Annotated in this window: 16 protein-coding genes; 6 read left to right on the plus strand and 10 right to left on the minus strand. The window is 71.9% G+C overall.

The features are described 5' to 3' along the window. Positions 1 to 84: 84 nt before the first annotated feature. The 5 genes from ACEN9V_RS08910 to ACEN9V_RS08930 are packed head-to-tail and all read left to right on the plus strand — an operon-like array spanning position 85 to position 5948. On the plus strand, positions 85 to 1461 hold the full coding sequence (locus ACEN9V_RS08910) for a polysaccharide biosynthesis tyrosine autokinase (RefSeq protein ID WP_413602944.1): 1377 nt from the start codon (positions 85 to 87) through the stop codon (positions 1459 to 1461). Further along, on the plus strand, positions 1458 to 2048 hold the full coding sequence (locus ACEN9V_RS08915) for a sugar transferase (RefSeq protein WP_413602945.1): 591 nt from the start codon (positions 1458 to 1460) through the stop codon (positions 2046 to 2048). Before ACEN9V_RS08910 ends, ACEN9V_RS08915 begins: the two co-directional genes overlap by 4 nt. Next, the gene (locus tag ACEN9V_RS08920; protein WP_413602946.1) at positions 2048 to 3331 is read left to right on the plus strand and encodes a glycosyltransferase family 4 protein; all 1284 of its coding nucleotides are present in this window, start codon (positions 2048 to 2050) and stop codon (positions 3329 to 3331) included. Before ACEN9V_RS08915 ends, ACEN9V_RS08920 begins: the two co-directional genes overlap by 1 nt. Next, on the plus strand, positions 3328 to 4443 hold the full coding sequence (locus ACEN9V_RS08925; protein ID WP_413602947.1) for a glycosyltransferase family 4 protein: 1116 nt from the start codon (positions 3328 to 3330) through the stop codon (positions 4441 to 4443). The genes ACEN9V_RS08920 and ACEN9V_RS08925 overlap by 4 nt, the downstream gene beginning before the upstream one ends. After that, positions 4428 to 5948: a hypothetical protein gene (locus ACEN9V_RS08930; RefSeq protein WP_413602948.1), complete on the plus strand. Its 1521-nt coding sequence runs from the start codon at positions 4428 to 4430 to the stop codon at positions 5946 to 5948. Before ACEN9V_RS08925 ends, ACEN9V_RS08930 begins: the two co-directional genes overlap by 16 nt. Here ACEN9V_RS08930 and ACEN9V_RS08935 read toward each other — a convergent pair. From ACEN9V_RS08935 to ACEN9V_RS08965, 7 genes are read right to left on the minus strand one after another with little or no spacing between them, the layout of a single operon-like run. Beyond that, positions 5933 to 7333: a nitrous oxide reductase family maturation protein NosD gene (locus tag ACEN9V_RS08935; protein ID WP_413602949.1), complete on the minus strand. Its 1401-nt coding sequence runs from the start codon at positions 7331 to 7333 to the stop codon at positions 5933 to 5935. The two genes, ACEN9V_RS08930 and ACEN9V_RS08935, sit on opposite strands and share 16 nt — an antisense overlap. Before the next feature lie 51 nt (positions 7334 to 7384). Next, on the minus strand, positions 7385 to 8623 hold the full coding sequence (locus tag ACEN9V_RS08940; RefSeq protein WP_413602950.1) for a lipopolysaccharide biosynthesis protein: 1239 nt from the start codon (positions 8621 to 8623) through the stop codon (positions 7385 to 7387). Between the two features lie 39 nt (positions 8624 to 8662). Further along, positions 8663 to 9880, minus strand: coding sequence for a glycosyltransferase (locus ACEN9V_RS08945; RefSeq protein WP_413602951.1), 1218 nt, complete (start codon positions 9878 to 9880; stop codon positions 8663 to 8665). A 58-nt stretch (positions 9881 to 9938) separates the two neighbouring features. Then, positions 9939 to 11252, minus strand: a complete 1314-nt coding sequence (locus ACEN9V_RS08950; RefSeq protein ID WP_413602952.1) for a nucleotide sugar dehydrogenase — start codon at positions 11250 to 11252, stop codon at positions 9939 to 9941. Continuing rightward, positions 11249 to 12244 carry a Gfo/Idh/MocA family protein gene (locus ACEN9V_RS08955; RefSeq protein ID WP_413602953.1) on the minus strand — a complete coding sequence of 332 codons (996 nt, stop codon included), beginning with the start codon at positions 12242 to 12244 and terminating at the stop codon, positions 11249 to 11251. Before ACEN9V_RS08955 ends, ACEN9V_RS08950 begins: the two co-directional genes overlap by 4 nt. Continuing rightward, positions 12241 to 13359, minus strand: a complete 1119-nt coding sequence (locus tag ACEN9V_RS08960; RefSeq protein ID WP_413602954.1) for a DegT/DnrJ/EryC1/StrS family aminotransferase — start codon at positions 13357 to 13359, stop codon at positions 12241 to 12243. Before ACEN9V_RS08960 ends, ACEN9V_RS08955 begins: the two co-directional genes overlap by 4 nt. Then, positions 13356 to 13967 (minus strand): acyltransferase, encoded by a 612-nt coding sequence (locus ACEN9V_RS08965; RefSeq protein WP_413602955.1) that lies wholly within the window; start codon positions 13965 to 13967, stop codon positions 13356 to 13358. The genes ACEN9V_RS08960 and ACEN9V_RS08965 overlap by 4 nt, the downstream gene beginning before the upstream one ends. A 170-nt stretch (positions 13968 to 14137) precedes the next feature. Between ACEN9V_RS08965 and ACEN9V_RS08970 the strand changes: the two genes are divergently transcribed. Next, entirely contained in the window at positions 14138 to 16237 is a 2100-nt protein-coding gene (locus tag ACEN9V_RS08970) for an Ig-like domain-containing protein (RefSeq protein WP_413602956.1), read from the plus strand. A gap of 67 nt (positions 16238 to 16304) precedes the next feature. On the opposite strand, the gene ACEN9V_RS08975 is transcribed toward ACEN9V_RS08970, so the two are convergent. From ACEN9V_RS08975 to ACEN9V_RS08985, 3 genes are all read right to left on the minus strand, one after another. After that, positions 16305 to 16715: a heat shock protein transcriptional repressor HspR gene (locus ACEN9V_RS08975; protein WP_281267663.1), complete on the minus strand. Its 411-nt coding sequence runs from the start codon at positions 16713 to 16715 to the stop codon at positions 16305 to 16307. Positions 16716 to 16815: 100 nt separating this feature from the next. Next, positions 16816 to 17820: a DnaJ C-terminal domain-containing protein gene (locus tag ACEN9V_RS08980; protein WP_413602957.1), complete on the minus strand. Its 1005-nt coding sequence runs from the start codon at positions 17818 to 17820 to the stop codon at positions 16816 to 16818. Between the two features lie 23 nt (positions 17821 to 17843). Continuing rightward, positions 17844 to 18479, minus strand: coding sequence for a nucleotide exchange factor GrpE (locus ACEN9V_RS08985; RefSeq protein ID WP_413602958.1), 636 nt, complete (start codon positions 18477 to 18479; stop codon positions 17844 to 17846).

Here is an 18479-nt window from a genome sequence, read left to right on the forward strand (position 1 = left end):
GAGACGCCCGCAGGCAACAGGACGTCTCCTCGCCCGGCACCCGTGTCCACAGAACCGACCGACTCCCGAGACCGGGGACCCCGCATGAACCACTTCGTCGTCGCACGAGCCCTCCTCTCCGGATGGTGGATCGTGCTCGCCGTCTCGATCGTCGGCGGCGGCGTCGCGCTCCTGGTGACGAGCACGACACCGCCCACGTTCCGCGCGTCGACGTCGTACTACGTCTCCGTGGCGGGGCAGGAGAGCGCCTCCGCTGGTGAGATCGCCCAGGGGTCCACCGCCGCGCAGCAGAAGATCAAGTCGTACACGGTGCTGGCGTCGTCACCGCGGGTCCTCGAGCAGGTGATCGCCGCGCTGCGGCTCGACACGACCCCCGCGGCGCTCGGGCGCCGTGTGACCTCGGTGGTGAGCACCGGGACGGTGATCATCGAGATCTCGGTCACCGACGGCGATGCCCGGGCCGCCGCGCGCATCGCCGCGGCAACGGGTCGGGTCCTCGCAGAGGTCGTCTCCGAGATCGAGCCGAGGACCGCTTCCGGCGAACCGTCCGTCCGTCTCGAACGCGTGTCGGAGGCATCGGTCCCGACCGCACCGATCGCACCGAGGACGTCCGCGGACCTCGCGCTCGGGTTCGCCGCCGGACTGGCATCCGGGACCGGACTCGCCCTCCTCCGCGCCGCTGCCGACACGCGCGTCCGGTCCGCAGAGGACATCGACGCCGACGTCCCGCTGATCGGCGAGATCGGCATGGATCCAGAGGCTTCCCGGCAGCCGCTGATCGCCCGCGACGATGGCACGACCACCCGGGCGGAGGCGTTCCGCAGCCTCCGCACCAACCTGCAGTTCCTGCGGACCGGCGGGGTCTCCACGATCGCCGTCACGAGCCCGCGTCCTGCCGAGGGCAAGACCACCACGACCCTGAACCTCGCGATCGCCCTGGCCCAGAGCGACGTCCGCACCGTGGTCGTCGACGCGGACCTCCGACGCCCGAACGTCGCGAGCGCCCTGGACCTCGAGGGCGCCGTCGGCCTCACCGACCTGCTCGTCGGCCGTGCCGAACTCGACGACGTCCTGCAGGAATGGGGCTTCGACGCGTTCAGCGTGCTCCCCGCGGGGACGATCCCGCCGAACCCGAGCGAACTCATCGGCTCGGCGGCGATGGAACAGGTCATCGCGGACCTCACCGAGCGGTTCGACGTCGTGCTCGTGGACACACCGCCGGTCCTGGCGGTGACCGACGCCGCGCTCGTCAGCACACTCGTCTCCACCACACTCCTCGTCGCTGCCGCCGGTCAGACCAAGCGCTCGGACGTCCGGCTCGCGGTCACCGCGCTGACCCGCGTCGGCGAGCGGGTCGACGGCGTCGTCCTGACGAAGTCGCGACGACCGGTGGCCGACGGCTACTACGCGCGCCCCGGTACCACCACGTCCGCGCCGATCACCCTGAGGAGCACATCGTGAAGCGCGCGCTCGATGCGATCGGGGCGGCGCTCGCCCTCATCGGCTTGTCCCCACTGCTCATCGGGCTCGCGGTGCTCGTCGCGGTGCGCCTCGGCCGCCCCGTGCTCTTCCGCCAGGACCGGCCCGGACTGCACGGCACGACGTTCACCATCGTCAAGTTCCGCACCATGCTCGAACCAGCAGCAGTCGCCGGCACGGTCGACGACGCCGATCGCCTCACCCGCTTCGGCTGCTGGCTCCGCTCGACGAGCCTCGACGAGCTGCCGAGCCTCTGGAACGTGCTCGTCGGCGAGATGAGCTTCGTGGGGCCGCGACCGAGCCTCTGCCGATACCTCGACCTCTACACACCCGAGCAGCACCGGCGGCACGACGTCCGCCCCGGGCTCACGGGGCTCGCGCAGGTCCGGGGTCGCAACGCGCTGCCGTGGCCGGAGCGGCTTCGTTCGGACCTCGAGTACGTGGACACCAGGTCGCTCGCCCTCGACGCCCGCATCCTGCTGCGGACGATCGGGGTCGTGCTCCGCCGCGAGGGCATCACGACGCCGGGTCACGCGACGAGCGAGGCGTTCACCGGGACGAGCACGTGATGCCCGGACAACGCGTCGTGTGGATCGTCAACCACTACGCCCACCACCACGAACGCGACGGTCGCGCCACTCGTCACCAGCTGCTCGCGGAGCACCTCGGCGCCCACGGCTGGCGCACCGTCGTCGTCGCCGCCGGCACCGACCACCCCACCGGACGAGCACACATGCGACGAGGCCGCCTCCGCGAGCGATGGGCGGGCGCCGGCTACGAGTTCTGCTGGCTCCGCGGTGTCGACCACCGCGGCGCCGGGCTCCGGCGTACCACCAGGCGCCTCGCCGACATCGTGTCCTTCACGGTCCTGCTCCTCGTCCCCGGCACGCTCCGTGGGCTTCCCCGACCGGACGTCGTGGTCGGGAGCTCGTTCCACCCGCTCGCCGCCTGGGCCGCGTCGCTCCTGGCCGGCCGGTTCCGCGTGCCGTTCGTGTTCGAGCCCCGCGACCTGTGGCCGGAGTCCGCGATCGGGCTCGCCGGGCTCACCGAACGCCATCCGCTCATTTGGGTGCTCCGGTCGGTCGAACGGCGCACCGTCGACCGTGCCGCGCACCTCGTGTCGCCCCTCGACGGCGTCGGCAGGTACTACGCCGAGCGCGGCCAGCCCAGGCCGTTCACGTGGGTACCGAACGGCGTGCAGACCGACGAGACCGGCGCCGACGCCGACGAGACCAGCACAGCCGACGCGCCCGGCGCCGATGGGTCCGCTCCGTTCACGATCGCGTACATCGGGTCGATGGGCCCGGCGAACGCCCTCGAGACCCTCCTCGACGCCTTCGTCCTCGCAACAGGCCGTGCCCGCGCCGCCGGCGGACCGCAGCTCCGACTCCGCATGGTCGGGGACGGCGCCGACGTGGGCGCGCTCCGGGAACGCGTGTCGAGCCTCCCGTCCGCCCCGGACGTGATCTGGGACGGACGCGTGCCGCAGGACCAGGCCCGCCGCATCGGCCAGCAGGCCGACTGCCTCGCCGTCACGATGCACGACCTGCCGCTCTACCGGTACGGGGTCTCGATGAACAAGCAGTACGAGTACATGCTCACCGGGCGGCCGCTGCTGGTCGCGGCTCCGGTGCCTCTGGCGCCGGTCGCCGCGGCGCGTTGCGGGCTGCAGGTCGCCCCGGACGACCCGGCCGCGCTCGCGGAGGGCATGCTCGCACTCGCCGCCATGCCGGCTCCGGACCGCGACGCCATGGGCGCGCGCGGCCGCGCGCACGTCCTCCGCGACAACGACTACCGGGCGCTCGCCGGCCGGTACGCCGGCGCGCTCGACGCTGCGGCGAGCGCCGCATGACGCCGGACATCGTGCACGTCTCGAGCGCCCATCCGTGGGTGGACAACCGCGTGCACCTCCGCGAAGCCGCTGCGGCGGCGGATGCCGGGTACCGCGTGCGGTTGATCGCGGTCGACTGCGCCCTCGACGCTCCGCCCACCGCCGTGGAGGTCGTCCGGATCCCGCGCCGCCGCCGTCTCCGACGCATGCTCGTCTCCACGACGCAGGCACTCCTGCTGGCGCTGCGGTCGCGGGCGCGGCTCGTCCACCTCCACGACCCGGAACTCATCTGGACCATCCCCGTGCTCCGCGCCGCCGGCCGGATCGTGGTGTACGACGCGCACGAGGACCTGCCCGACCAGATCTGGGGCAAGGACTACCTGTCGTACCGGCAGCGGGCGGTCCTCTCGGCCCTGTCGCACGGCTTGCTCCGGCTCGCCGGCACCGCGGACCGGGTCGTCACGGCGACCGAGTGGACGGGCCGCCGGTTCCCGGCGGCGCGGCGGATCGCGATCCACAACTACCCGTTGCGGCGCGCGGCCGACGATACGCAGACCGGACTGGAGGCTCGGCCCACCGTGGTCGCGCACGTCGGCGTCCTGAGTCACGACCGTGGGATCGACGTGGTCGCGGCCGTCCCCGGCCAGCCGGACTTCCCGCCGGGCTGGCGGATCGAACTCGTGGGGGCGATCGACGCCGCCACCGACACGACGGCGCTCCGTGACGCCGAGTCGAGCGGCCGGCTCCACCACGGCGGGGTCGTCGGCCCGATGCAGGCGCGCGACCTGCTGCTCGGCGCACGGATCGGCGTCATCCCCTTCCGGCGCACGCCCGTCACGGACCAGATCTTCCCGACGAAGCTGTTCGAGTACCTCGCGGCGGGCCTCGCGGTGATCGCGACGGACACCCCGCTGTTGCGGATGCTGCTCGATGGCTCCGACTGCGTCACCTTCGTGCCGCCGGACGACCCCGCCGCGATCGCCGGTGCCGTGCGCCGCTACGCCGAGGATCCGGGGCTGCTGCTCCGGCACGGTGCGGAGGCGCGGCGAGCGGCCCAGCGGTTCCGGTGGCACCGTGAGGCTGCTCGCCTCGTCGCGATGTACGACGAACTCCTGCCGTGCGTGCGGCGCTGACGGCGGCAGAGCGATCGCTCCTCATCGGGCTGCTCCGCCGAGTGGTCGTGGTGTGCGCCACGGTCGCCGTGCTCGGCGTCACGACCGACTGGATCGCGGCGAACCTGGTGGCGCCACTCTTCTCCTACAACGGGTTCACGCACGTCGACGCATCGTGGCAGGTCCGAGTGGTGGTGACCGCCCTGACCGCGGCCGTCGCCCTGGCGCTGCCCGCCGTCGTGTGCAGGCCGTCGCACGTGGTGCTCTGGACGATCTTCGTGGTGTGCGTCGCACCGACCATGCTGATGAGCCCCTCGACCGGGTACCTGCCGACCGACACCGCCCTCGCACTGAGCGCCGCGGTCGGGGTGTCGTTCGCGCTGGTCTGCATCGCGACGCCGCGAGCACCGGCCCCACCGGCGGTGGGCGGCGTCGACCGGATCCCGTTCGGGGCGCGTGGCATCGACCGCGGGGCGCTGACCTGGACGGTGTGCGGCGTGTACTCGGCGGCGACCTACGGCGTGATGGTCGCGACCGTCGGGCTGCAGGTCCGCTTCCTCGCGCTCGACGACATCTACGACGTACGCGCCGAGTACGCAGCGGACGTCGGCACGGGCGGGACGCTCGGCTACCTGCTCACCGGGCAGGCGTACGTGATCAACCCGCTCGTGCTCGCCCGCGGACTCGCACGACGGCGGCCGAGCCTGGTCGCCGCTGCGGTCGTCGGGCAGTTCCTGCTGTACTCGAGCACCGGGTTCAAGGCCGTACTGTTCTCGTTCGTCGCCGTGCTCGGCATGGCCGTCCTCTTCTGGGGTCGGTCCGCGCGCGGATCGACCCCGCTCCTGGTCGCACCGATCCTCATCATGATCGTGTCCGCCGTCGCCGACGAGGTCCAGGGCGGGATCACGTGGACGTCGGTGTTCACGCGTCGGTTCATGCTCACGCCCGGGCTCCTCAGTTCGGTGTACGTGCAGTACTTCTCGGACAACCCCGTCGCCGAGTACGGGTACTCGTTCCTCCGGGCCTGGGTGGACTACCCGTACGACCTGCCGCCACCGAAGCGCATCGCGGACTTCCTCGTGCCGGGGTCGTCGGGGTACGCGAACGCCAACCTGTTCGCCGACGGGTTCGCGAACCTCGGGTGGGCGGGCATCCCGGTGGCGGCGGCAGCGCTGCTGCTGTGGCTCCGCGGGCTCGACCTCGCTGCCCGGCGACTGCCGCTCCGGGTGGCGGCGATGGCGGTCGTGATGCCGAGCATCATGCTGAGCAACACCTCGATCTTCACGGCGATGCTCTCGCACGGGCTGCTCGTCGGGACGATCGTGCTCGCGATCGCCCCGCGGAGCGGGTGGGACCGCGCGGACGGTACCGCCTGCGCCACCGAGGCCGGCCGAGCGGACGGGGTGGGGCGCGCGCCCGGGGCTGGGGGCGCGCCCGGAGTCTGGCGCGCGCACGGGGCCACCGGGGCCGCGCCGGTCGGGCGTCCGGACGTCGCTCCGTCGGTGGCGCCTCACTCCTCTCGGTAGCGCGTCACCGCCCCGGCCGTCGCCACGACGGGCGTCGTCGTGGCCCGCCAGTCGTTCGCGACCAGCACCACGTCGTTGTCGGCCTGCCGGCACTGCACGCCGTACACCCGCGGCGCGGTCGCACCAGCGGTGTACCGGTTGTCGAGCAGGACGACCGTGTTCGCCGTCGCCCGGACGTCGACGGCGACCGACGTGGCGGTCCCCTGCGGTCGGAGGCCGGCCACCACGTTGCCGATCAGCGTGAGGTCCTCGTTGGAGTGGTAGAGCGAGACACCCCGACGGACACCGTCGGTACACCGGTTGTGCGCGAGCACGACGCCGCGGGTCAGGTAGACGAGGATCCCCGCGTCACGATCACCGTCGCCGTACCCGGTCACGGTGTTCCGGAGCACGATCCCGGTCGCGCGCTCCGCGGCCGACCCCACGGTCTCGCCCGCACCACGCACGATGATGCCCGAGCCCGGCCCCTGCGTCGAGCGGGAGACGACGTTGTCGACCACCGAGCAGTCCAGCGGCGCGTACTTCGTCGCCGACGCGTCGGATTCGTCCTTCGACGGCACCACGGCGATGCCGACCCGGCAGTCCTCGACACGGTTCCGGACGATCGCGATCGACGAGCCGCCGTGTGTGTCGATGCCCTCCCAGTGCGGGACGCCCGAGACGTGGTTGTCGGCGATCAGGATCCGGCTGCTCCGCGGGGAGTCGTCGAGCCCGGTCGTCGTGGCGCGGACCGCCTCGATGCCGTACGAGTTCGGGTACGGCGCCGGCTGGGTCACACGGCGGATGCGGTTCCCGGTGACGGAACCCCGGACGCAGGAGAACATGAGCACCCCGGCGTACCCGACGTCCGCTATGTCGCAGTCGTCGACCACGAAGCCCTCGCAGTGTTCGAGCAGGACACCGTCGTGCGGGAACCCGTGGACACGTGCACGCGTGACGTGCACGTCCCGCAGGGGCGCCTTCGCCGTACCCGTCGCGCGGACGCCCCGACCGAGCCCCGAGTGCTCCGCGCCGGGACCGTCGAGCACGGCGTCGACGACGCGCACCAGGCTCGACCGGATGTGCACGAGGTCGATGTCCCGGTCCGTGGCAACGGATCCCCCGGCGAACCGGAGCGTCAGCGGCTGGTCCACGACCAGTGGTTCCGCGAGCGTCCACCGACGCGTCACGTCGACGACGGCGTGCGGGCGGGCCTGGTCGAGGACGTCCTGCAGCCGTGTCGCGTCGATGTCCGAGGCGGATCGTGACGCCGACGTCGGCGCGGGCGGCACGGACGCAACCCGGGCGGAGGGCGTGCGTCCGATCAACACCGCGCCGGGAGCCGCTGCCGCGCCGAACAGCGCCGCGCGACGGGTCAGGGTACGGGCGGCGTCATCGATGCGCATCGTCGGACCCCGTCCGTCCGCCGCACCGGGCCGTGCACGGGTGCGAGTCGGTCAGTCGCGGACGGACCGGGTCGCCGCGACCACCAGCCCGAGCATCACGAGGTAGGACGCGATCATCGTGCCGGAGAGCCCCGCCAGCATCACGGGCACGGGCGCACCGAGCAGCGTGGGCACGATCACCGCACCGGACGTCAGGACCAAGCGTCCGGCATCCCAGGCGAGTTGCGAGGACTGTCGACCGAGCATCCCGAGCACCTGGCTCACCGGCGACACCGCGACCTGGAGCGCGAACGCCGGCGCCAGGATGCGCGCGTACTCGCCCGACCGTGTCCAGTCCGGCCCGAACACCGCACCGAACACCGACGGCCCGGACACCATCACGACGACGGCCACAGCAGCCCCGAGCACCAGCAGACGACCCACGACCCGCCGGAGCGGATCTCGTACCGACGCTCCGGCCCGGATCCGGCCACCGATCGCCCCGGCGACCGTCTGCGCGACGGCGTCCGCGAGCATCCCGACCGGTGAGCCGAGGACCCGCATCGTCAGGGCCACCAGTCCCGCCGCCGCACTGCCGTGCGCCGCGGCGATGAGCAGCCCCGGTGCCTGCTGTCCGACCACGTTGAGCATGGAGGACCACGGGGTGAACCAGAGGAAGCGTCGGTGCACCGACAGCGCGGCCCGGACGGAGCACGGTGACCGGCTGGCTCGGAGCGACGCCGGACGGAACATCCCGAGCAGTGCCGCGAGTCGCCCGGCAGCCAGTCCACCGGCGAGCCCGAGGGCTCCGGTCGAGGCCATCGCGAGGTTCCACACGGTCTGCCCGACTCCCTGGCACACGTTCCGGATCGCGATCGAGCCGTGGCGCTGGCCCCGGGCGAGCACCGCGGTTGCCACCCGGTGGAGTCCGACGGCCCCGGTCGTGACCGGGACGATCCACCAGAGGTCCGCGAACGTCGGCGCCGAGAACTGCGCGGCGAGCGCTTCGCGCGCGAGCCAGGTGGCCACTGCCGTCGCACCGCTGACGAACGCCGTCGAGACGATGCCGATCAGCACGAGCGCGCGCATCGTGGCGTCCTGCGCCACGGGGAGCGCGCGATCGGTCCCCATGGTCGCTCCCGCGCCGAGCACGGAAGCGATCGCGGTGACGACGGCGAGCACGCCGAAGTCCGTCGGGGCGTACAGCCGGGTCAACAGCGGCGAGACGGCGACGACCAGGCCCTGGCCGAGCAGCGTCCCGAACAGGATCGTGAGGATCGCACGCGTGGGTCGAGGTCGGGGTCGGCGCACGGTACCCGCCGTTCGTGAGGTGCAAGGGGCAGTGGGTGTTCACTTGGATACTACATTCCAGTCCGCGTCCGACGAACTGGGAAGGTACCCGTCGAACGGCGCAGCACCGCAGAGCCGTCGGTAGACCCGGAGCAGCTCGGGCGCTTCGTGGTCCCACCGGAAGCGCGCGTCGACCAGCGCACGGCCGGCGCGCCCGTGTGCGTCGAGCAGATCGGGCTCGGCGGCGTACCGCTGCAGCGCCCGGACCACGGCGTCCGGATCTCCCGCGGGCACCCAGGTCACGCACTCGATGTCGTCCAGGAGTTCCCGCCAGTACGGGACGTCCGTTGCGATCACCGCGAGGCCGGCAGCCAGGTACTCGAAGAGCTTGGTGGGGATGGACGACGCGTAGGCGACGGTCGGCAGCAGGGGCAGCAGTCCGACCCGCGCGGTGTGCAGCAGGTCCCGTGCCCGATCCGGCGGGAGCACACCCCGGTGGTCGATCCGACCGGTGCCGCAGAGGGCATCGAACGCGCGGCGATCCACCGCCCCGTCGATCGGCCCAGCAGTGCGCACTCGCCACCCCGACGGCAGCGCCGGCGACCCGGCGACACCGCTGACGACGCCGATGCCGCGGTCATGACTCAGTGCCCCGAGGTACACCGCGATCGGCGGACGTCCGGACGCATCAGCCAGGGTGGCGTCCGACGCCCGGAGCACCGGCAGGTTCTGCACGACCGTCGTGCGGGCAGCCGGGAACCGCAACGCGATGGTCGGGGTCGCGGCGACGACGGCGTCCGCGTGGGCGGCCAACCGGACGACGCCACGGGCGATGGGGACGGCGACCCTGCGGATCCGCCCGAGGTACTCCTTGCCGGCGACCTGCGCCGGCAGGTCCTCGTGCGCGTCGTACACGACGCGGCGCCGCGCGAGGCGGAGGAGCGGGACGGCCCACGCCAGCTCCGGATCGTGCAGGTGGACGACGTGGGCCCGAGACGACAACGCGACGAGCACCGCCTGGACGGTCGAGATGACCAGGCGCCTGAGCCGCCCGCGCCGCGGAATGCGTCGGACCCACACGCCGCTCCGCTCGTCCGGGCGATCCCAGTCGGCCGGAGCCCGCTCGGCGCTTCCTCCGCCGGTGTCGACCGCCACGAGCGCGGTCCGGTACCCGGCGTGTGCCGCGGTCGTGGCCGCCCGGGTGTGGATCCGGTTGTCGGTCCAGGGGTGTGCGCTCGAGACGTGGACGATGTCGAACGGGCGAGGGCGGGAGTGCATGCTGCGACGCTAGGTGCCTCCGCGCGCAGATCACCAGTTCTTCACATGTCGCATTCCATCACGGGCGGTGCGCGAGGCGAACCGGAGGAGCGCCGATCGACCCGACGGTCGTCGACGGCCAGCGCGCCGTGTCGATGATCCGCCGCCCGTCCAGCAGCGTGCGCACGCCGGGGAACGAGTCCTCGCCGAGCGTCGCGTACTCCGCGTGGTCCGCCTGCACGATCACCGCCTCCACCGGCGCGCCCGCGCGGTGCGGGACCAGCCCGAGGCCGACCAGTTCGGCGTCCGTGTACAGCGGGTCGGACACGGACGCGAGGACACCCCGCGCGCGCAGCGCCGCGACCGTGCCGAACACCCCCGAGAAGGCCGTCTCCTGCACACCCCCGCGGTACGACGCCCCCAGCACGACCACCCGTTCACCGGCGAGGTCACCGTGCAACCGTTCCAGCACCGCGACGGCGTACTCGGGCATCGCCGCGTTGCGCCGTCGAGCGGTCGACACGACCGAGGCATCCGGGTCGTTCCAGAGGTAGAGCTGCGGGTACACCGGGATGCAGTGCCCACCGACCGCGATGCCGGGTCGGTGCAGATGGCTGTACGGCTGCGAGTTGCACGCGTCGATCACGATGTCGACGTCGATGCCGTTCCGTCCCGCGAACACCGCGAACTCGTTCGCCAGGGCGATGTTGACGTCGCGGTACGTGGTCTCCGCGAGCTTGGCGAGCTCGGCCGCCTCAGCGGTCCCGAGGTCCCAGACGCCGTTCGGACGCCCGAGGTCCGGCCGATCGTCGAACTGCAGCACGCGCTCGTAGAACGCCCGAGCCCGGTCCGCGCCGCGCGCCGACAGCCCGCCGACGAGTTTCGGGTACCGACGGAGGTCTGCGAACACCCGGCCGGTCAGGACCCGTTCCGGCGAGAAGACGACGTCGAATTCGTCCCCCTGCACCAGCCCGGACGCGGCCTCGAGGCGAGGCACCCACCGGTGACGCGTCGTGCCGACCGGCAGTGTGGTCTCGTAGGCGACGAGGGTCCCCGGCGCGAGTGCGCGGCCGACCGACTCGGTCGCCGCGTCCATCGCCCGGAAGTCCGGCTCGCCGTCCCCCGTGACGACGAGCGGGACGACGACCACCACGACCTCGGCGTCCTCGATCGCGGATGCCGGGTCACACGTCGCCCGCAACGCCCCCGTCTCGACCACGGCCGTCAGGGCTTCGCTCAGACCATGCTCGCCCGGGAACGGTTCGCGCCCCGCGTTCACGGCGCCGACGACCCGCTGGTCGACGTCCAGGCCGGTGACCCGCACCCCCGAGGACGCGTACTGCACCGCCAGCGGCAGGCCGATCTTGCCGAGCCCGACCACGGCGACCCTCATGCCGTCACCTCGATGGTTCTGCGGGTCCGGGCGGACTCGAGCACCGCTTCGGCGATCCGGACGATCCCGAGCCCCTCGCGGAGCGACACGATGTCCGTCGGCTTCCCGAGCACGGCGTCTCGGAACGCCTCGTGCTCGACGACGAGCGGCTCGCGCTTCTGGATCGCGAACCGCGTGCTCGGCCCCTCAGCGACACCGCGGAAGGCAGCCACCTGGTCCCACCCGGTCGTGACGGTGCCGTTCTCGTGGAAGGTCAGGTCAGCACTCACCGTGTCCGCGACGAACGTGCCGTGCTCACCGGTGACCACGACGACGCGCTCCTTGAACGGCGTCAGCCAGTTCACCAGGTGGGTCGTCAGGGTGCCGTCCTCCAGCTCGCCCGTCACCGTGACCAGGTCCTCGTGGGGACGCCCGCTCCTGCGGCACGCCAACGCGGCGAGCCGGGCGAAGGGCGACCGCGCGAGCCACGTCGTGACGTCGATGTCGTGCGTCGCGAGGTCCTTGACCACGCCCACGTCCGCGATGCGCGCCGGGAACGGGCCCTGCCGTCGCGTCGCGATCTGGTAGACCTCGCCGAGCTGCCCGTCGTCGAGCCGCCTCCGCAGCTCCTGCAGTGCGGGGTTGTAGCGCTCGACGTGGCCGACAGCGCCGACGAGTCCTGCGCTCGCGAACGCGGCGACCAGTCGGGCCGCGCCGGAGGCGGACGAGGCGACCGGCTTCTCGATCAGCGCGTGTACGCCCGCTTCCGCGAGCCGGATGGCGACGGGTTCGTGGGCGGCGGTCGGCACCGCGACGACCGCGGCATCCAGCCCGAGGTCGAGCAACTGCGCCACGGAGGCGACGACCGGCGCCCCGCCAGCGGCTCCGTGCACGTCACCGAGCGCGTCGGCCGCGCCCACGAGCTCGACACCGCCGAGGTCGCGCAGGACCCTGGCGTGGTGTCGACCCATCATGCCGAGGCCGACGACGCCGACGCGCAGCGGCCGCGTCACCGGGAGCCCCCGGCCGCGGCGAGCGCGTTCACGGCGGCCACGATCCGGTCGAGCTCACGGAGGGTGAGCGTGGGGTAGACCGGCGGGGCGATCACCTCTGCGGCGGCACGTTCGGTCTCGCGCAGGTCGGATCCACACACCGCGGCGTCGGCGAAGGACGGCAGACGGTGCACCGGTGTCGGGTAGTAGACCCCCGCACTGATCCCGTACTCGTCGCGGAGCGCGTCCACGAAGCCGTCGCGGTCGTCCGGCACCCGGACGACGTACTGGTGGAACACGTGCTCCGCCTCGGCGTGCACGATCGGCGTGACGATGCCGCGGAGTTCTCCGTCGAGGTACGCCGCGTTCGCCTGCCGCTGCGCGGTCCAGGCGCGCACCTTGCGCGTCTGCACCCTGCCGATCGCTGCGTGCAGGTCGGACATCCGCGCGTTGAACCCGACGATCTCGTTCGCGTACCGCTCGGCCATCCCCTGGTTGCGGAGCAGCCGGAGCACGCGCTCCGACGACGGTGACGCGGTCGCGACCATGCCGCCTTCCGCCGCCGTCATGTTCTTGGTCGGGTAGAGGCTGAACGCTCCGGCATCCCCGAAGGTCCCGACGGGCCGGCCGGCCCACCGTGCGCCGTGCGCCTGCGCGGCGTCCTCGACCACCAGCAGGTCGTGCTCCCTGGCGACGGCGGCGATCGCCGTCATGTCAGCGGGGTGTCCGTAGAGGTGGACGGGGACGATCGCCCGCGTCCGCGCGGTCACCGCACGCAGCATCGCCGTCGGCGCGATGCAGAACGAGTCCGGATCGACGTCCACGAAGACGGGTGTCGCACCGACGAGCCGGACCGCGTTGGCCGTGGCCGCGAACGTGAACGACGGCACGAGGACCTCGTCCCCCCGTCCGACGCCGAGCGCGATGAGTGCCAGGTGCAGTGCGGCAGTGCCGCTGTTCACCGCGACCACCGGCCGCCCGTCGAGGAGCGTGGTGCTGAACTCCCGCTCGAACGCCGCGACCTCGGGGCCCTGGGTCAGATGACCGCTCGCGAGGACGGCGTCGACGGCGCGACGCTCCTCGACGCCGATGAGCGGCCGTGCGGCCGGGATCACGTCCACCGTCTCGACGCTCATCGCAGCAGTCCGACCACGTCACCGTGGACCGTGTACCACTCACCGGTCCGCGGGCACACCAGGGCGCCTGTGCCCTCGACCAACCGGACACCGCTGCGGCCGACCCAACCGATCCGTCGCGCGGGCACCCCCGCGACCAGTGCGTGGTCCGGGACGTCCCTCGTGACCACGGCGCCGGCTGCGACCATCGCCCATCGCCCGATCCGGACCGGGGCGACGCACACCGCCCCCGCGCCGATCGACGCACCGTCGTCGATCACGACCGCGGATGCCTGCCAGTCATCTCCGGACTTGACTGTGCCGTCGGGGAGGACCGCTCGCGGCGCCGTGTCGTTCGTCAACACCACGCCGGGGCCGACGAACACCCCGTCGCCGAGGGCCGCAGGACCGTAGACCAGGGCGGCGTTCTGGATCTTGCACCTGCTGCCGACGCGGACGCCGCGCCCGATCGTGACGCCACGACCAACGATGGACTCCGCACCGACGACCGCGTCCGCCTCGACGTGACTGCCGTCCCAGACCCGGGCGCCTCGGCCGATCGACGCCGTGGGGGCGATCTCCGCGGTGTGTGACACCGGCGGGTCCCAGCTCGGTTCGTGTTCGTGCATGTGAGCGCTCCCCGGTTCCCTGACGGCCCCGTGCCGTCGATGGAACTGTACCGGGGTTCAGCACTGCAGTACCACAAACAGAGATTTTACATACAATCACACTCAAAAGGTTCACACTGTGATATTCAACATATGAATATACTGACGATTCCCATCATGAAGGAGTCTCCATGACCCCCATCCCGTTCCGAACCACTGCAGTCGTCTGCAGCATCGTCACGGCGTCCCTGGGCGTCGGCCTCGTCAGCCCCGCCGTCGCATCCGCCACCGCCGCCCCGGCGGCAGCGCAGACGGGTGATCCCCGTTCCACATCGACAGTGGACGAACCGATCGACACGATCCCGGTCGATCCCGAGCTCGAGGCCGCCCAGGTCCTGTCGATCCGGGACACCACCGTCGGCGCCCGGGTCGTACTCGGCCACGCGGGGTCCGACCACGTCTACCTGCTCGACGGTGCCACCGTGATCAGCGCCTGGCCGGGCGAGACCGGCGTGTTCCAGGTGTTCGCGCCGGACAAGTACAGTGACCGAGCACTGGATCTCGTCCGCGTCCACATCGCCGCCGACGGCTCGACGACGCGGACCGAGCGGGCACCTCTCCCCCGGACCCTGCGCGTCGACGGGATCGAAGACGAGAACACCTTCGTCCCCGGGTCGCACCGGTTCGCCGGATCTGCTTCCGCCGGCGCGACGATCACGGCCACGGACGAGGACGGCACGACCCTGTTCACCACCGACGCAGCTGCGCGCGCAGCAGACGGGCCGAGCACGTGGAGCGCCGAGGCGGACCTCGCCGCGACCAATCACACCGTCACGTTCACCCAGACGCTCCCCGACGGCCGCAGCAGTCGGGTCGAGTCGGTCCGGTTCACTCCTGCTGCCGCCGAAGCGCCGTCCGCTCCCGAGGTGCGCCCCTCGGAGCGACGCATCGACGGTGCCTTCACGGTCTGGGGCAACGTCGACGAGCGCACTGCCGCGGTCGAGGTGCGGAACGAGGACGGCGAACCCATCGGCGAGCCGCGGGTCACCGAGGAACACGTGTTCGTCGCGACGATCCCGCAGGAGTACGTCGGCACCACGCTCGACGTGGTCGCCGTGGATGCCGACGGTGTGGAGTCTCCCGCTGTGCAGGTCGACATCGCAGCCCTCCCGACCGACCCGGACGTCGTCGCGCCGGCACTCCGGGAGCTGATCGTGCACCCGAACGGTCGGCTCCAGTTCATCGGCGAACTCCAGGAGACCCATGGCATCCAGGTGCTCGACGGAGACCGTGTGGTCGCCCACTACCAGGAATCGGGCAGCGGTTGGGGCTTCTCGGTCGGTTCGGAGTTCACCGGCAAGCAGCTCGACCTCGTCGCCCTGCGCTTCGACGGCCAGCGCTACGCCGCGACCTCGGAACGCGTCGCCCTCCCCCGTCTGCTCGAGGTGGACGGCATCGAGGCCGAGAACTCCTACAAGCCCGGGGAGCGCACGTTCTCCGGGTCCGCGGAGGCCGGAGCGACGATCGTCGCCACCGACGCCGCGGGCACGGAGCTGTTCCGCGCCGAGGCGAAGCAGAGCCGCTCGGGCGTCGCCGCCTGGGAGGCGTCCGCGGACCTCGCGAGCAAGGACGGCTACGAGATCACCTTCACCCAGACGACGGCCGACGGTCGCACCTCGGTCATGAAGGACATCACCTTCACCCCGGACGAGGACGTCGCACCGCAGGACCTCACCCTGACCTCGCACCGGTCCGGCGGCACCTTCATGCCCGGCCCGCAGCGGTTCTCGGGAACGGCGACGCCGGGTGCCACCGTGGAGTTCAACCCGTTCGGCTGGTCGCCGGCGATGGCGGGCTACACGCTCACCACCACGGCGGACGCCACGACCGGCGCCTGGACGATCGAGCGCGGCCTCGCTGACGTCGAGTACCACGTCCTCGCGTTCCGGCAGGACGTGGACGGCGACGTCGTGCAGCAGATCACGGGCGTCCGCTTGACCCCGGAGGCGACCGCGGACCTGGTCCTCACCAGCCCGGGCGACCGTTTCACCCCCGGCACGGTCCAGACCTTCACCGGGACGGCGACCCCGGGCACCACGGTCACCCTGGACCCGTTCGGCGACAGCGAGCAGTACGCGGCGTACCGGCTGACGACGACGGCGGACGCGACGACCGGCGAGTGGACCATCACCCGACCGCTGGCCGACTCGAAGTACCTGGTGGTCCTCACCCAGGCGGACAGCGGCCTCAAGGTGAAGCGCATCGTGCACCCCATGCAGCCGGCGAACTGACGCCAGGCACACGCAGCGGAGCCCCGGACCACACAAGGTCCGGGGCTCCTCGGCGTTCAGACGGCGGTCAGCGCGGACCGCGGTAGAGCACGATCTGGGTGTTCCGCTGCGGCCGTGCACCGGCGCGCAGGGAGACCGCGGCTCCCGTCGTGGTGGCCGCGAACACCCGGGCGCCCGGCCGGTTGATGAGCTGGTCGGCCAGGGCCGTCTCGAGCTCACGCACCCGGTCACGCAGTTCCTCGTTCTCGTTCTCGAGCTCGAGCACCCGCCGGATCCCCTCCAGCGACACCCCCTCGGAACCGAGTCGCGCGATCTCGCGCAGCTGCGCGATGTCGCGCATCGAGTACCGGCGGGACCCGCCTCGGGTCCGCCCCGGCACGACCAGGCCGAGTCGGTCGTACTGCCGCAGCGTCTGCGGGTGCATCTCCGCCAGTTCCGCCGCGACCGCGATCGCGAAGACGGGCGAGTTCTCGTCCATGTCCGTCACAGAGTGCCCCTTCCTCTTGAAGACCAGACTGGAGGCTCGGCGCACGTTCCTGACGGAACCGCGCCGAGCCTCCAGTCTGGATCGGGCATTGCTAGCTGCGCGCCTTGGCGAGGAGGTCCTCGCGGGGGTCCTCGTCCGGCAGGGCAGCCGCGAGTGCCTCGACGGCTTCCTTCGCCTTGTCCGACAGGTGCGACGGCACCGCCACCTGGACGGTGGCGAGCAGGTCGCCCGTCCCGTTCTTGGTCGCGACGCCTCGCCCCTTGACGCGCAGGACACGACCGGAGGGTGTGCCTGGTGCGACCCGGAGCTTGACGGGGTCGCCGCCGAGGGTGGGCACCTGGATGGTCGCGCCGAGCGCTGCCTCCACGAACGTCACGGGGACGTCCAGGCGCAGGTTCTGCCCGTCGCGCTCGAACACCGGGTGCTTGCGGACGTGCACGGTCACCACCAGGTCACCGGACTCGCCGCCGTCGGGCGAGGGTTCACCTCGACCGCGGAGCCGGATCTTCTGGCCGTCCGCGACCCCCGCTGGGATCCGGACGTTGACCGGACGGCCGTTGCCCTGCGACAACTTGACGGTGTCGCCGGCGATGGCCGTCGTGAAGTCGAGCGTCGTCGTCGCGGTGACGTCGCGCCCCTTCGTCGGACCACCGAAGCCGCGGTAGCCACCGGAGGGCTGACCGAAGCCGCCCCCGGCACCGCCGCCGAACATGCCGCCGAGGATGTCCTCGAAGCCGCCACCGCCGCCCTGGCCGAAGCGGACACGCTGTCCGCCGCCGCCCTGCTGTCCGAACATGCCTCCGAAGACGTCCTCGAAGCCGCCACCCTGGCCTCCGCCGCCCGCCGTGAAGCGAGCGCCGGAGCCCATGGCGCGGACCTGGTCGTACTCGGCACGCTGCTCCTTGTCGGAGAGCACCGAGTACGCCTCGCTGATCTCCTTGAAGCGGTTCTCGGCCGCGGTGTCACCCGGGTTGGAGTCCGGGTGGAACTGCCGCGCGAGCTTCCGGTAGGTCTTCTTCAATTCGGCTTCGGACGCGTCCTTGGACACGCCGAGGACCTTGTAGAAGTCCTTGTCGAACCAGTCCTGACTGGCCACGGATACCTACCTTCCTGCCCGGATCAGGCCGGGACCGCCACCGCGACCTTGGCCGCACGGAGGACCCGATCACCGAGCTTGTAACCCGGCTCGACGACGTCCGCCACGGTCTGGCCGGTGGCGCCGGGTGTCGGGAGCTGCACGATCGCCTCGTGGATGGTCGGGTCGAAGGCTTCACCCTTCTCACCGATCTGCTCCAGCTTGAACTTGCCGAAGCCGCCACGGATCTTCTGTGCGATGACCAGCATCGGACCTTCGGCGAGGTCGCCGTGTGCCTCGGCGCGGGTCAGGTCGTCGAGCGCCGGCAGGAGTGCGCGCACCACCTCGGCGATCGCGACCTCTCGGTTCGCCTCGCGGTCGCGCTCGACGCGCTTCCGGAAGTTCACGAGCTCGGCCTGCGCACGGAGCATGTCCGCCCGCATCTCGGCGACGAGGTCACGGTCAGCCGTGGACAGCTTGTCCTCGGCCATGCCGCGGGCCGCGTCGGCGAGCAGCGCTTCGTCCTCGGGGCTGAGGTCGTTCGCCGCGTCGGTCGACACCTCGACATCGGGGCCTTCGGCCTCGATCAGATCCTCGGGCTCCGCCGCGTTCGTGGCGTCGCCCTCGACCTGGGGCTCCTCGTTGTTCTCGACGTTGTCGTCGTTCGTGGAGTCCGTCAT

Source organism: Curtobacterium sp. Curtsp57 (assembly GCF_047324335.1).
GTDB lineage: Bacteria > Actinomycetota > Actinomycetes > Actinomycetales > Microbacteriaceae > Curtobacterium.